The following is a 15032-nucleotide window of genomic DNA, read 5'->3' as shown; positions in this document are numbered from 1 at the left end:
GGGATTCCTTATATTTTAGGTCTTTTTTGAAAATTGTTAATAATAAGGCTGAAGGAATTAGGGGTTCTTTGGATAAATCTGCGGAAACTCAAGTAAAGGGACTGTTGATTGCAGCGAATAAAATCAGTATAATATATGTAAAGTCATATAACTCTCTAAGCTACAACTAAGTTATTGTAGCTATAATATGACATAGACTGGAGTGATGTATCATGAAACTGCTATACGCAGAAGATGAGATAAGTATGTCGGAAGCCGTAGTGGATATTCTTACTTATCATAAATATATCGTGGATGCCGTTTATGACGGAGAAGAAGCCTTGGATTATGCCTTAGCTGAACAATACGACGGCATTATTTTAGATATTATGATGCCAAAGAAAGATGGCTTTGAGGTGGTGAAAACTCTTCGGCAAAAAGGCATCAATACCCCGGTGTTGCTACTCACAGCAAAGGCAGAAGTTGAGGATAGAATTGCAGGACTTGATATGGGGGCTGACGATTATCTTCCCAAACCCTTTGTTATGGGGGAGCTCCTTGCCCGTGTCCGTGCAATGCTGCGTCGCAAGGAAACTTTTACACCGGATATTTTGAAATGTAGTAACATTTCTCTCAATATGCAAAGCTATGAACTTTCAAATGGAAAGCAAGCCTTTGTTTTGCCAAAACTCGAATATCAACTTATGGAAATATTTATGCTCAATCGAGGCATTTATTTGTCAAGTGAGGACTTGCTTGTTAAGGTGTGGGGCTATGATACCGATGCCGAACTTGGAACTGTTTGGGTATATATTTCATATCTGCGAAAGCGGTTGGCGGCTCTTGAAGCCAATGTTGCCATTACTGCCAAACGCAATGTAGGATATACGCTTGAGGTGGTTGGATGATTAAGACTTTACAGCGAAAGTTTATTGTAACTGCAATGACAGCAATTTCTGCATTGCTGTTGCTGTTGCTTGGAACAATTAATATTCTAAATATTTATTATGTTGGAAATCAGCTTGATAAGAAACTTGAAATGATTTCCCAAAACGAGGGGAATCCCGATAATATTCCAATGGCTCCCGGAGATATGCCGCCGAGAGAACCATATGGAATGAAAAATGATTATGATACCTTTATGTCCTCAAATTTTTTTGTTGTTCGATTTGATAGAAACGGAGATATTGTTTATTCAGATGTTAGCCGAATATCTTCTGTCAGTGAAGAAGACGCCAAAGAATTGGCAGAGAAAATTTATGCTCAAAATGATCTATCGGGCAAAATTGATAGCTTTGAGTATATGGTCAGGGACAGCCGAATGGGATTTGGAAAGGTTGTAGTATTCCTTGATACCTCCGGCGATATATATTCCTATATTCGAGTATTGTTTCTTTCTGCCGCCATCGGTATAGCTTGTTGGCTTTTAATGCTGTTGTTTGTAATTTTGCTTTCCAAACGAGCCATTCGCCCTATTGCTGAAAATGTGGAAAAACAAAAGCAATTTGTCACTAACGCCGGTCACGAAATCAAAACGCCTATTGCCATTATTCAATCGAATACAGAAGCAATGGAACTTTACAACGGCGAAAATAAATGGAGTAAAAATATTAAGGAACAAACGGTCAGGATAAATGAGTTGATGAAGAATCTGCTCACCCTTGCCCGTATGGATGAAAGTAGTGCTAATTTGATTCAGTCTGAGTTTTCACTCAGTCAACTGCTTACAGATCATATCGAATGCTTTAGAGAAACCCTTAAGCTTCGGGGGATTACCCTCCAAACCAGCATTCAACCAATGATTTCTTTCCGGGCGAACAAAGAACATATCACACAGCTTATCTCGGTACTGATGGATAATGCCGTGAAATATACAAATGAAGGCGGCAATGTATTTGTATCCCTTGAGGGAAATGATAAGCGGATAAAGTTGCAATTTAAAAACACTTGTCAGCAGTTACCGCCTGTCCCTCCCGAAAAATTGTTTGACCGATTTTATCGTGCCGATGAAGCACGGACGCAAAAAAATGGAGGTTATGGTATCGGTCTGTCGGTAGCACAATCTATTACTGAAACTTACAAAGGCAGAATCACTGCTGAATATGAAAACGGCAATACAATCATCTTTACCATTCGTTTTTAAGAACAAAACAATTAAGCCCCACAGTAAAAAATACTGTGGGGCTTTTTCTAAGTCTGAACTAAGGTTACGGCATTATAATGGCACTATAAGATGAAGAAAGGAGTTGATTTTATGCATTTCAGGCACGAATGGAAACACGAAATTTCCTATGTGGATATGCTATCGCTTCGCAATCGGTTGTCCGCCGTTATGCAGCAGGACGGTCACGCCGTAAATGGCAGGTATAAAATTAGAAGCTTGTACTTTGACAATTTTCGGGATAAGGCATTGCTTGAAAAAATTAACGGCGTGAATGCACGAGAAAAATTTCGTGTCCGCTATTATAATGATGATCTGTCTTTAGTTCTGCTTGAAAAGAAAAGCAAGGTCAACGGTTTATGCAGTAAAGAACAAGCGGTCATCACATTAGAAGAAGCTCGGCTTATCGCAAGTAAAGACATTGCAAGCCTTTCAAAAAGCGAAAAGTCGCTTGTGAAAGAACTTTGTTACAAGATGCGAACCGAAAGACTTGAGCCAAAAACCATCGTGGACTATATTAGAGAACCGTTTGTATATGCTCCCGGTAATGTTAGGGTAACACTTGATTATGACATCCGAACGGGGTTGACCGGCACGGATTTTTTAACCTTCGATTGTGTAATGGTTCCCGCAGGAAATGTACCTATTATTTTAGAAGTAAAGTGGGATGAATTTTTGCCCGCAGTGATTCGGGATGTGGTACAGGTTCCGGGGACGCACACCTCGGCATTTTCAAAATATGCAGTTTGCCGTATCTATGACTAAAATAAAAACAATTTAAAAGGAGAAAATTATTATGAGTTTTCAGGATATCTTTAAGTCCAGCTTTTTGGAAAATATATCAAGCGTTTCTTTGTTTGATATGGGAATCGCCTTAGCTTTAGCGTTTGGCATCGGCATGTTTATCTTTTTAATCTATAAAAAGACTTTTGCCGGTGTTATGTATTCTTCCTCTTTTGGTGTAACTTTAGTTGCCCTTACCATGATTTCAACACTCGTCATTTTGGCAGTAACCTCCAATGTGGTTCTGTCGCTCGGTATGGTCGGTGCATTGTCTATTGTGCGTTTTCGTACTGCGATTAAAGAGCCTCTTGACATTGCTTTCCTATTTTGGTCAATTGCAGTCGGAATCGTACTTGCCGCCGGCATGATTCCTCTTGCTGTACTTGGCAGCGTAGTGATCGGTATTGTACTCTTAGTATTTGCGAATAAAAAAGCTCACCTTAATCCTTATATCGTTGTTATTCGCTGCGAAAATCATGACAGCGAAATTGCCGCTATGGATTTCCTTAAAAAGCAGGTGAAACGCTGTGTTGTAAAAAGTAAAACAGCTCAAAAAGGAGCGATTGAAATAAATGCGGAAGTTCGTATGAAAGAGGATAACACCGATTTTATCAATATTCTTTCTGAAATGAACGGTGTAAACAGTGCAGTCCTTGTAAGCTACAACGGCGATTATATGGGTTAACAGAAGGAGGAAGCTATGTCAACGCACAAATATTTTGATAAAATTTGCTGTGTCATTCTCGCCTTAACCCTTGTTCTGACAATATTGTTTATGAATGCCGAAAGTTTGGGTATTCGAAAGTCTTCTTCTGCTCCGGGATATGAAACCCGGTTGTTTGACACATCAAAGGTACATACCGTCAATATCGTTATGGACGACTGGGATGAATTTATTGAATCCTGCACTGACGAAGAATATGCTCAGTGTTCAGTTATTATTGATAACGAAGCGTATAAAAACGTGGCAATCCGAGCAAAAGGCAATACCTCACTCTCAAATGTCCAAAACTACGGCAATGACCGATACAGTTTCAAAATTGAGTTTGACCATTACGATAGAACAAACACTTATTATGGTCTTGATAAGCTGAGTTTAAACAATATCATTCAGGATAATACCTATGTGAAAGACTATTTGACCTATCAAATGATGGGGTACTTTGGCGTAAGCGCTCCTCTTTGTAGCTATGTTCAAATTTTAGTGAACGGCGAAGAATGGGGTTTGTATCTTGCGGTCGAAGGTGTAGAAGAATCCTTCCTTTCGAGAAATTACGGGAATGATTACGGTGAACTTTATAAGCCCGACAGCATGAGTATGGGCGGCGGTCGTGGAAACGGCGGCAAATTTGATATGGATGATTGGGAAAACGATCAGGATAATACAAATGAAAACTCTGATTCGTCTGCCAATACGAAACCTGATATGCAAGGTGATAACAGCCGATTCATGGAAGGTGGTATGCAGATGCCCGGTGGAATGGGACAGCAGGACAGTAATATTCAACAGCCAAACGACAGTAGTCAGGGAGGGATGCAAGGCGGTCAAATGCCGCCGGGTAATATGGAAATTACCCTTGAGCAGCTCAAGCAGATGACGGAATCTTTAGATGGCGACACATTATCTTCCACCGCAGAGCTTCTTGGATATGAAAGCAAAGAAGCAATGCTGTCTGCATTAGAAGCTGCAACAGATTTGGATTCTTTCCTGAACGGCAAAACAATGATGAATCTGGCAAGTCTTTTTAAGGAACAAAACGGCAGTTTCGGTCAAGGCGGTATGCAAATGCCGGGTATGAATGGTGGCGGTATGGGTGAAATGGGAAGTTCGGATGTTTCACTTATCTATTCTGATGATGAATACTCCAGCTATTCCAACATCTTTGACAATGCCAAGACGGACATTTCAGATACGGACAAAGACCGTTTAATTGTTTCTCTTAAAAAGCTGAATGAAAACAGCAGCATTGAGGAAGTTGTGAATGTAGAGGAAGTCATACGCTACTTTGTGGTGCATAATTTTGTCTGTAACTTTGACAGCTATACCGGCTCAATGATTCACAACTACTATCTTTATGAAGAAGACGGTCAACTTTCTATGATTCCGTGGGACTATAATCTTGCATTTGGCGGTTTCGTGGGCGGTTCAGATGCAACAAGCCTTGTAAACTATCCCATTGACACGCCCGTATCAGGCGGAAGCGTAGAATCAAGACCGATGCTCTCTTGGATTTTTGAAAGCGAAGAATATACCGGGCTTTATCATCAGTATTTTGCAGAGTTTATTTCGCAGTATTTGGACAGGGGTTATTTTGCAGAAATGATAGATGATGTTAAGACTATAATTTCTCCCTATGTTGAGAGCGATCCTACAAAATTCTGTACCTATGAAGAATTTGAAAAAGGAATTGATACACTCAAAGAATTTTGCCTGCTCCGTGCAGAGAGCGTAAATTCTCAGCTGAACGGAACTATCGCATCCACTTCTGATAATCAGGATAAAGAAACTTTCATTGATGCTTCTAATCTTTCTGTCTCTGATATGGGCAGTATGGGCGGCGGACAAGGCGGCGGTACGAATAGACCGGATAACAACGGTCAAGGTCAAATGCCAGATATGAAGAATCCCAACACAAGCGATGAACGAAATAGTTCTTTGCTGCAAATACTGGAAAATGATAATCACGGTGAAACCAATAGCTCGCCAGACCCAAGCGGAACACAAGGACAGTTTCAAAATGACGGTAACAATATGCAGCTACCGCAAAACGATGGAGAAATGCCCGATATGCCACAAGGTGGCAATATGCAAGGCTCTCCACAGGGAGATGGCGGGCAAGGAATGACTCCTCCCGATCATAGCAATGGGCAAACGGAAAATCAAGTAAGCACATTGAATTCTAATTCCTATATAATGCTTGGTGTATGTGTCGCAATTTTGCTTATAGGATTACTTTCTGCATTTCTTTACAAGAAGCGAGTTTAATATTATGAAAGTGGGAATATAAGAAAACTTTGTCTATCGTCAACAAGCTGGACGCATAAAACGCAGAGACGATGAACTGGTCAACTGGGCGGCTGTTCCATATATGGTGCAACAAAGTGCGGAATCTTATCTTTTACGAGATCAATGGCAGTAGAATGGGCTAAATATAATATTCGCGCCAATTGTGTGAGTCCGGGACATATCCAGACAGCACTTACGGTTCCGACATGGGAGCATCCGGTTCGTTCAAAGTATCTTTTAGACCGAATTGCACTTGACAGACCGGGATATCCTGAAGATATTGTTGGAATATGCATTCTTCTTGCATCTGATGCTTCTGCATATATCACCGGAGCTGAAATACGTGTGGATGGAGGATGCATTGCAGGCGGTCAGCCCTGGCCATATGATACGGATTTTTAAAGAGGATAATAAGTGAAGATGGGAACAATGCAATGATCATATATTTATGGTATTATAAAATAATAATGTTATAATAATCATAAAAATAGTAAGGAGCAGTGTAAGATGGCAGATATCGCGAATATTTACAAGGCAGATCCGGCTCGTTATGACGAAATGCAGTATAACCGGGTGGGACGGAGTGGATTAAAGTTTCCGGCAGTTTCGCTTGGGCTGTGGCATAATTTTGGAAGTGTGGACAGTTATGAGAATAGCAGGGAGATGTGCAGAACCGCTTTTGATTTGGGAATTACGCAGTTCGACCTTGCAAATAACTACGGACCAGTGTATGGAAGTGCGGAGGAAACCTTCGGTCGGATTATGGAATCTGATTTTCGTCCGTACCGGGATGAAATGGTGGTCACCTCCAAGGCGGGATATGATATGTGGGACGGACCTTATGGCAACTGGGGCAGCAGAAAGTATCTGATGGCAAGTCTTGACCAGAGTTTAAAGAGAATGAAGTTGGATTATGTGGACATCTTCTATCATCATAGAATGGACCCAGAGACACCGCTGGAAGAAACCATGCAGGCATTAGCAGATATTGTCCGCAGCGGAAAGGCGCTTTATGCAGGTGTATCCAACTATAATCTGGAATATACGAAAAGGGCAGTGGAATTGCTGAAGGAAATGCATTGTCCATTTATTGTGAATCAGAGGAGATATTCTTTACTGGACAGAGGGATTGAAGAAGATGATGTGAAGACATACTGTAAAGAAGCGGGAATTGGCATTATTGCATTTAGTCCACTGGCTCAGGGACTTTTGTCTGATAAGTACCTGCAAGGAATTCCCAAGGAAAGCAGGATAGGAAAAGGCTCTCGCTTTTTAAACAAGACGGTGTTGACAGAGGAAAAACTTGTGAAGATTCAGGCATTAAATGAACTGGCTCAGAAACGTGGGCAGACATTAGCACAGATGGCGCTTTCATGGGTGCTGAAAGATGATGAAGTCTGCTCTGTGCTGATCGGTGCATCAACACCAGGGCAGATTCGTGAGAATATCGAAATTCTAAATAATTTGTCTTTTACAACAGAAGAACTGGCTGCTATCGATGCAATCTGCCGATAGCATTTACCGGACAGCTCCGAATACAATCCCCGCAGCGGATACATTCGGGGCTGTTTGGATTTTTACAGACATCAATGTCCATCTTACAGGCAGATTTACATTTTCCACAGTCGATACAGCGTTTAGTATCGATCTGGTAGCGGTACAGCGCAATTGGATTAAAAACACTGTAAACCGCGCCCAGGGGGCAGATATATTTGCAGAATGGACGATAAAATGCAACAGACAGGAGAATTAGGACGATCAAAATCAACAGCTTCCACTGAAAGAGGAAACCGGTTGCCTGGCGCAATGGTTCGTTTGCAGCAAGAAGCGGAAGACCGGCTGTCAGAGTACCGCTGGGGCAAATGTATTTGCAGAACCAGGGGGAACCCTGTCCGATAATATCCAGCACAAATAAGGGCAGTATTATAACGAAAACTGCCAGTATGATGTATTTTAACCAGATCAGCGCCTTATGTCCCGGCAGGTTCTTGTGTTTCCGAAAAAATGGAATTTTGTATAATAGATCCTGTATCAGTCCAAAGGGGCAGAGCCAGCCGCAGATAAAACGTCCGAAGATGGAACCAAACAGAATCAGAAAACCAACGACATAAAAGGAAAATTTGTAATTCCGGTTTGCCAGAACTGCCTGCAATGAACCAATGGGGCAGGAGCCCAAAGCACCCGGGCAGGAATAACAGTTCAGCCCCGGTACGCAGACGGTCTTGCTGCGTCCGGTATAAATACGTCCGGTTGCAAATCCATAGAAATACCCGTTTGTAATTGCAGTAAATACAATCTGTACACAAAGTCTTATATGATTTTTGATAGAGTTCAGTATGTTAGCCAATTCCGATACACTCCAGACAAATATTAATTGATTTAGTCAGTACGGTTGCCGTTTCATCCCGGTAAATTCCAATGCTGATAAAAGCAAAGGATAAAAGCAGAAGAAATAGGCTGGTTTTATTTTTTGTAAGGAAGGACTTCTTTGAAGATCCGTATTCTGTCTCTGTATTTCTAAATAACCATTTTTTCTGCATATATCTGCACCTCACTGTATTTCTAATGTGCTTTCGATAACCTTTCTCCATCCCTCTTCATCCCGCGCGCCAACATGAAGCTGACCAATGGCGTTCCCTTCCGGATCTACAAAGAGTGTAGTCGGTACAGACTGGATATACTGGAGCATTTGTGACTGCAAATCATCGGAGGAAAGTAAATTTGGATAAGTAAGTCCCAGCGTATCAACAATATCCGTTACAGTGGAGTCGTTTGCTTTATCTACATCACTGACGATCCCGATGATCTGAAGTCCTTGTTCTTTATACTCTTCTGAAAGTTTTTGAAGCACAGGCATTTCATCAATACAATAGCCGCAGAACGTTGTCCAGACATTGATCATCGTAACATCCGCCTCAGCAAGAATCGACTGATCTACAGCTTCACCGTCATAAGTGACTGTAGAAAATTCTCCAAGAATCTTTGTAGATTCAGAATCTGGGGCTGCTTCGTCTGTTGGTTCATTTGACACAGTTTCTTCTTTTTCAGGAGAAGATGGAACTTCCTTTCCACAGCCGCTGAGAACAGAAGCGCTTAAAAGCATCACGGATAATCCGATTAAAAGAAATTTATTTTTCATGGCAGACACCTCTCGATTCAAATATTTATAGTAACAGCTCAGCCTTTTAACTGCACTGTTACAGAATCCATTTTAGTTACCCGTAACTATTCAGCCTTTCGGCTTCATAGTCACTGAATCCGCCCTATTTTAAGTTCACCTGCGGTGAAAGGGCGGATTCTATTTCCCGTCACGCATTTTTACGGAGTTTGCAGCAAGTGCAAACTCCTATGCTGAACTGTTACGTTTACCCACATCATACACGGCAGAATTAAGGACTGTCAAGATTCCATTGTTATTTAATAGAAAATATGCTATATTTGTGTTACTGTTCACAGTGCCTTGCACCCCGCTGCAAGGCATCTGGCCAATAAAGCTGTGGTTTTAGGCATCCAGCCCCTCGCCGTTAGGCGACTTTTTAATGGGCTGGATGCGTTACAGTTCGCGGTCGGTTGGGCCGTGAACTGTAACATATTTGCAGAGGGAAGAAAAGGAGTTTTGATTTATGAGTATTTTAAATGTAGAACATCTCTCTCATGGTTTTGGTGACCGGGCAATTTTTGAAGATGTGTCTTTCCGTCTGCTGAAAGGGGAACACATCGGGCTGATCGGAGCCAACGGAGAAGGAAAGTCCACATTTTTCAATATTGTAACCGGAAAATTGCAGCCGGACGAGGGAAAGATTGAATGGGCGAAGAATACGCGGATTGGTTATCTGGATCAGCACACAGTTCTGGAAAAGGGCATGACGATCCGGGATGTGCTGAAATCTGCATTTTTTTATTTGTTTGAACTGGAAGAAAAGATGAACGAAATATGCGACCATCTTGGAGAAGCGGACGAGAATGAGATGAACAGTCTTATGGAAGAACTGGGAATGATTCAGGATACGCTGACGATGCATGATTTCTATGTTATTGGCGCAAAGGTGGAAGAAGTGGCGCGGGCGCTTGGTCTTCTGGATCTTGGTCTGGACAGAGATGTGACGGATTTGAGCGGAGGGCAGAGAACAAGGATACTGCTTGGGAAACTGCTTTTGGAGAAACCGGATATTCTGCTTTTGGACGAGCCCACGAACTATCTGGATGAAGAGCATATTAATTGGCTGAAACGATATCTGACCGAGTATGAGAATGCATTTGTTCTGATTTCCCATGACATTCCGTTTCTGGATGAGGTGGTCAATATCATTTACCACATGGAGAATCAGAAGCTGGATCGCTATGTGGGCAGTTATGCGGATTTTCAGCGGGTATACGAGGTGAAGAAGTCACAGCTTGAGGCGGCTTATAAACGGCAGCAGCAGGAAATCAGCCAGCTTAAGGACTTCGTGGCGAGAAATAAAGCCCGTGTATCTACAAGAAATATGGCGATGTCACGTCAGAAAAAGCTGGACAAGATGGACGTGATCGAACTGGCGGCGGAGCGTCCCAAGCCGGAGTTTCATTTTAAGCAGGGACGTACGCCGGGTAAATTTATTTTCGAGACGAAGGATTTTGTCATCGGATATAACGAGCCATTGTCGAAGCCGTTGAATCTTACTATAGAACGGGGACAGAAGGTTGCCCTGACCGGAGCTAACGGAATCGGTAAAACAACGTTGATCCGCAGCATTATGGGATTGTTGAAGCCGCTAAAAGGTTCCTGCGAGCTGGGAGAGAATCTGGCAATCGGATATTTTGAGCAGGAGAGTGCAGGAGACAACCGTTCTACCTGTATTGAGGAAGTCTGGAGTGAATTTCCATCATTTACCCAGTATGAGGTGCGTTCTGCTTTGGCAAAATGTGGATTGACAACGAAACATATTGAGAGTCAGGTGCGGGTGCTGAGCGGCGGAGAACAGGCGAAGGTACGGCTGTGCAAGCTGATCAACCGGGAGACCAATGTACTGATGCTGGACGAGCCGACCAATCATCTGGACGTGGATGCGAAAGATGCGTTGAAGCAGGCGTTGAATGAATACCGTGGAACATTGCTTTTGATTTGCCATGAACCGGAATTTTATCAGGACATTGTGCAGGAGGTCTGGGACTGTTCCAGGTGGACAACCAAGATTGTGTAGGAAAGACCACCTGGACAATGAGCAAAGATATTTTCAAAAATATTTTGAAAAAAGGGAAGTATATAAAGAATAGAAATATAGAAGGAGAGACAAGATGAGTCAGGAAACAACGAAGAACGTATTGGCAACTGTAGCGGGAGAAGAGATCACACAGGAAGAATTTGACATGTTTTTACAGGCAGTGCCGAGAGAACAGCAGGCATATTTATCCAATCCACAGTTTCGTGAGCAGTGTCTGCAGCAGTTTATCGCTCTGCGTTTATTTGCCAAAGAGGGTGAGGAGATGAAGCTGGACGAGACAGAAGAGTTCAAAAACATGATTGTCAATGCAAAGCGTGATATCCTTGCGCAGATGGTTATGCATGATATGATTTCAAAGCTCACTGTCAGTGAGGAAGAGATGAAAGCATATTATGAAGAAAATAAAGCACAGTATCAGCAGGGTGAGACTGTTCGCGCGAAGCATATCCTTGTAGATGAAGAAGATAAGTGCAAAGAAATCCTTGAGCAGATTGAAAATGGTACAGTGGCATTTGAGACTGCGGCACAAGAACATTCTAACTGTCCGTCAGGCTCCAAGGGCGGAGATCTGGGTGCTTTCGGAAAAGGGCAGATGGTTAAAGAGTTTGAAGACGCGGCATTTGCAGCAGAGATCGGAAAGGTTGTAGGTCCGGTGAAAACACAGTTCGGCTATCATTTGATCAAGGTAGAAGAGAGGAATGAGTCTTCTGCAACACCATATGAGGAAGCAAAGGGAATGATTCAGAGAACGATGCTTCAAAAGAAACAGAATGAGGCATATGCGGTAAAAGTACAGGAGCTTCGTGAGAAATACAATCAGAAATAAGAACAACGAAACACGTCAGAAGGAAAGGCATGTCTATTATGAAATATAAGAATATTGTTTTCGATTATGGAAATGTACTCGGAACTTTTAATCCAGTGTATATTCTGAAACAATTCTGTGATTCAGAAGAAGATTTTCCAATGATGTATGATGCGCTTTTTGAGAACTGGCAGGCGCTGGATGAAGGAAACGCAGACTATAAAACCTGCATTCAGACAGCGCTTTCAAAACTGCCGGAACGTGTGCATCCTCAGGCAGCGGCATTTTACAAAGATTGGTATTTTCACTGTCAGCCAATTTTGCAGACATGGGAGTTTGTCAGAGAATTGAAAAAACAAAATATATCCGTCTATTTACTTTCCAATGCATCTGTATATTTTGCGGATCATGCACTTGAAGTTTGTGAGGTTTTGAAAGAGTTTGACGGAATCTTCTTTTCTGGTCCGGCGGGATGTGCCAAGCCAGATGCAAAGATTTATCAGATGTTGTTTGAAAGGTTTGATCTGAAGCCGGAAGAGTGTTTCTTTATTGATGATAATGCAGATAATATACAGGCTTCTCAAGCTCTCGGTATGGACGGAATTGTTTTTAGAGGAGATGTTGAGGCAGTAAAAAAGGCGGTCGGATTCTGACCGCCTTTTTGTGATTGGCGCGAGAATGTGCTAAGGCACATTCTATTTAATGGAAAAAGTGATCGCCGATCTGGTATCCCCAGCCGCCGCAGTCAAAGTAGAGCAAATCTCCAATCGGATTGCTTCCGGCAAGTGCGTCTGCGGCTGCCTGCATGGCAGAATCTGTATAACCGCCGTTTGCAAGTATGCTGTCCAGCCATCCAGTCATAGCCGGAGTGAACTGTCCGGACTGATAAATCACTTCAGCAATGCTATTTGGATAGACACCGCTTCGGACACGGTTCATTACAACGGCTCCGACAGCAACCTGACCCTCATAGGGTTGATTTCCTGCTTCGCAGAAAATCAAAGCAGCGAGAAGTTCTTGCTCCGAAGGAGAGACATCCATTGCGGGACTCTGTGAGGTTTCTATTACGTCAGAAGAAACTGCCAGAGCTTCTTCGGCAAGCCGTTTTTCCTCGGCAAGCCGCTTTTCTTCCGCAATTCTGGCTTCTTCTAAGCGTTTTTGTTCCGCCTCTTCCGCCGCTTTGCGCTCTGCTTCTAATTTGGCGTTGTAGTCGGCTTTGGCTTGTTTGACAGATAATGATGCGTTGCTTGCAGCAAGCGCTGGAATTTCAAATAAAGCCTGACCAGAAGCAAGAGCCGGTACTTCACTGACAGCGCAGCCATCGGCAAGAGCTTCAACAGCAGTTCCTGTTGTTTGGGAATTCGCTGTATTTTCGGACTTCCCAGTCTTGTCCGCTGCCAGACTGATGGAACCGATTGTTATAACAAAGGTAGTTGTGACGGCGGTCAACAACACGCTAAAATTCTTTTTCTGTTTTTTCATAATATACAACCTCCATTTTACGAAAATATTAACTGATTTTTATAAAGTATATTCAAAAACTTTGTATTTATTACAAATATTACGAAAATATTAAAAATAAAATAAGAAATGTTACGTTGGAAATAATGTTTAGTAAACAGATTATCATATTTACTTTCCAATATTTAGATGATATATTAGATTTATTAAGGCGTTCTTGAGGGGATAGATATGAAACAGAACATTCAAAAGACAAATCAGATTACAGAGGGAATTATCTGGAAACAGTTGCTGCTCTTTTTCATTCCAATCGTATTTGGAACATTTTTTCAACAATTGTACAATACAATAGATACCGTGATCGTAGGACAGTTTGTAGGAAAGGAAGCGCTTGCCAGCGTAGGTGGTTCTGCAGCTCAGATTGTGAATCTTGTGGTTGGATTTTTCACCGGACTTTCTTCCGGTGCTGCTGTCGTAATTGCTCAATATTTTGGCGCAAGGGATGAGCGATCGGTAGGGGAGAGCCTGCATACGGCATATGCATTTTCTATTATAGGAAGTATTGTAATTTCAGCTATAGGGCTGATACTGGCTCCGTCATTTTTAAGATGGATGAATACCCCGGCGGAATTGCTTACTGATTCCATATTATATCTGAGGATTTATTTTGCCGGTATTTTATTTGTATTTATTTTTAATATTGGTTCCAGCATTCTGCGTGCGGTGGGAGACTCCAAACGACCTCTTTATTATTTGATCGTATGCTGCTTTGTCAATATTTTGCTGGATCTTTTACTGGTGATTGTATTCCATATGGGGGTGGTGGGAGTTGCCTATGCAACACTGATCTCACAGGCGGTCAGCGCCGTTCTTGTTTCGTATAAACTTATGAAGTCTGATGATATTCTGACGTTGAAGCTGCGGCAGATACGTCTTTATAAAAATGTTTTGAAACATCAGCTTGCAATCGGGCTTCCTACCGGGTTTCAGTCTGTTATGTACAACATTTCTAATGTAATCATCCAGACAGCGCTGAATGCCTTTGGAACAGATACTGTTGCCGCATGGTCGGCATACGGCAAGCTGGATGCGCTTTATTGGATGATTATCAGTGCGATCGGAATTTCGATCACTACATTTGTGGGGCAGAATTATGGGGCGCGTAGATATGATCGAGTGAATAAGAGCGTCAATATTTGTCTTGGCATGGCGCTTCTGATTTCTATTATTACGGCAGTGTTTTTGATCATGGCAAAGGTTCCATTGTTCCGTCTGTTTACACAGGATGCGGAAGTTGTCCGGATCGGCTCGGAAATGCTGGCGTTGATTACGCCGTGCTATGTTTTCTATGTGTTTATCGAAGTACTTTCCGGCGCTTTGCGCGGGATGGGCGATGTGCTGATCCCGACAGTGATTACGCTGGGCGGCGTGTGCGTACTGAGACTGGTGTGGATCGCGGGAACACTGCATTTTGCTCCAACGATCGAGATGATCATTTACAGCTATCCGATTACATGGATAGTGACGGCAGCGTTGTTTATTATTTATTATATGTATAAGAAAAAACGGATTTTAAAGAAACCAAATATATAGAAAAAAACGTCCATGTCACGGAATGAATACTTGCGCATGGAC

15 protein-coding genes are annotated in these 15032 nt (G+C 42.3%); 11 read left to right on the top strand and 4 right to left on the bottom strand.

All coding sequences use genetic code 11. The features are described from left to right. Positions 1 to 212 precede the first annotated feature (212 nt). The 7 genes from NFS18_RS14900 (at position 213) to mgrA (ending at position 7445) form a co-directional block, all read left to right on the top strand. Positions 213 to 887 (top strand): response regulator transcription factor, encoded by a 675-nt coding sequence (locus NFS18_RS14900; RefSeq protein ID WP_251391664.1) that lies wholly within the window; start codon positions 213 to 215, stop codon positions 885 to 887. After that, positions 884 to 2122 (top strand): sensor histidine kinase, encoded by a 1239-nt coding sequence (locus NFS18_RS14895; protein ID WP_251391662.1) that lies wholly within the window; start codon positions 884 to 886, stop codon positions 2120 to 2122. The genes NFS18_RS14900 and NFS18_RS14895 overlap by 4 nt, the downstream gene beginning before the upstream one ends. Positions 2123 to 2233: 111 nt before the next feature. Further along, complete coding sequence (locus NFS18_RS14890; protein ID WP_251391660.1) at positions 2234 to 2905, top strand: polyphosphate polymerase domain-containing protein; 672 nt, start codon at positions 2234 to 2236, stop codon at positions 2903 to 2905. Positions 2906 to 2936: 31 nt separating this feature from the next. Further along, entirely contained in the window at positions 2937 to 3608 is a 672-nt protein-coding gene (locus NFS18_RS14885; RefSeq protein WP_251391659.1) for a DUF4956 domain-containing protein, read from the top strand. Positions 3609 to 3623: 15 nt separating this feature from the next. After that, positions 3624 to 5909 (top strand): CotH kinase family protein, encoded by a 2286-nt coding sequence (locus NFS18_RS14880; protein WP_251391657.1) that lies wholly within the window; start codon positions 3624 to 3626, stop codon positions 5907 to 5909. Between the two features lie 84 nt (positions 5910 to 5993). Further along, on the top strand, positions 5994 to 6332 hold the full coding sequence (locus tag NFS18_RS14875; protein WP_331477715.1) for an SDR family NAD(P)-dependent oxidoreductase: 339 nt from the start codon (positions 5994 to 5996) through the stop codon (positions 6330 to 6332). A 105-nt stretch (positions 6333 to 6437) separates the two neighbouring features. After that, positions 6438 to 7445: an L-glyceraldehyde 3-phosphate reductase gene (mgrA, locus tag NFS18_RS14870; RefSeq protein WP_251391640.1), complete on the top strand. Its 1008-nt coding sequence runs from the start codon at positions 6438 to 6440 to the stop codon at positions 7443 to 7445. Here mgrA and NFS18_RS14865 read toward each other — a convergent pair. From NFS18_RS14865 to NFS18_RS14855, 3 genes are read right to left on the bottom strand one after another with little or no spacing between them, the layout of a single operon-like run. Further along, positions 7423 to 8268 (bottom strand): 4Fe-4S binding protein, encoded by an 846-nt coding sequence (locus tag NFS18_RS14865; protein WP_251391668.1) that lies wholly within the window; start codon positions 8266 to 8268, stop codon positions 7423 to 7425. The two genes, mgrA and NFS18_RS14865, sit on opposite strands and share 23 nt — an antisense overlap. Position 8269: 1 nt before the next feature. Then, complete coding sequence (locus NFS18_RS19970; RefSeq protein WP_331477713.1) at positions 8270 to 8470, bottom strand: CD1871A family CXXC motif-containing protein; 201 nt, start codon at positions 8468 to 8470, stop codon at positions 8270 to 8272. An 11-nt stretch (positions 8471 to 8481) separates the two neighbouring features. Continuing rightward, positions 8482 to 9069 carry a TlpA family protein disulfide reductase gene (locus tag NFS18_RS14855; protein ID WP_251391638.1) on the bottom strand — a complete coding sequence of 196 codons (588 nt, stop codon included), beginning with the start codon at positions 9067 to 9069 and terminating at the stop codon, positions 8482 to 8484. 484 nt (positions 9070 to 9553) lie between these two features. Here NFS18_RS14855 and NFS18_RS14850 point away from each other — a divergent pair, with 484 nt between their 5' ends. From NFS18_RS14850 to NFS18_RS14840, 3 genes are all read left to right on the top strand, one after another. Further along, positions 9554 to 11110: an ABC-F family ATP-binding cassette domain-containing protein gene (locus NFS18_RS14850; RefSeq protein ID WP_251391636.1), complete on the top strand. Its 1557-nt coding sequence runs from the start codon at positions 9554 to 9556 to the stop codon at positions 11108 to 11110. Between the two features lie 94 nt (positions 11111 to 11204). After that, a complete protein-coding gene (locus NFS18_RS14845; protein ID WP_251391634.1) occupies positions 11205 to 11957 on the top strand; it encodes a peptidyl-prolyl cis-trans isomerase in 753 nt (250 codons plus the stop codon). Between the two features lie 29 nt (positions 11958 to 11986). Further along, positions 11987 to 12589, top strand: a complete 603-nt coding sequence (locus NFS18_RS14840; protein ID WP_251391632.1) for an HAD family hydrolase — start codon at positions 11987 to 11989, stop codon at positions 12587 to 12589. 46 nt (positions 12590 to 12635) lie between these two features. On the opposite strand, the gene NFS18_RS14835 is transcribed toward NFS18_RS14840, so the two are convergent. Next, positions 12636 to 13418, bottom strand: a complete 783-nt coding sequence (locus NFS18_RS14835; protein WP_251391630.1) for a cell wall hydrolase — start codon at positions 13416 to 13418, stop codon at positions 12636 to 12638. A 210-nt stretch (positions 13419 to 13628) separates the two neighbouring features. On the opposite strand from NFS18_RS14835, the gene NFS18_RS14830 reads away from it, so the two are divergent. Then, positions 13629 to 14990 carry an MATE family efflux transporter gene (locus tag NFS18_RS14830; RefSeq protein ID WP_251391628.1) on the top strand — a complete coding sequence of 454 codons (1362 nt, stop codon included), beginning with the start codon at positions 13629 to 13631 and terminating at the stop codon, positions 14988 to 14990. Positions 14991 to 15032: the final 42 nt, after the last annotated feature.

The organism is Mediterraneibacter agrestimuris (assembly GCF_943193195.1).
Classification (GTDB): Bacteria; Bacillota; Clostridia; order Lachnospirales; family Lachnospiraceae; genus Schaedlerella; species Schaedlerella agrestimuris.
The sequence above is the reverse complement of the archived record's forward strand: the minus strand, read 5'-3'. Positions and strand labels throughout refer to the sequence as shown.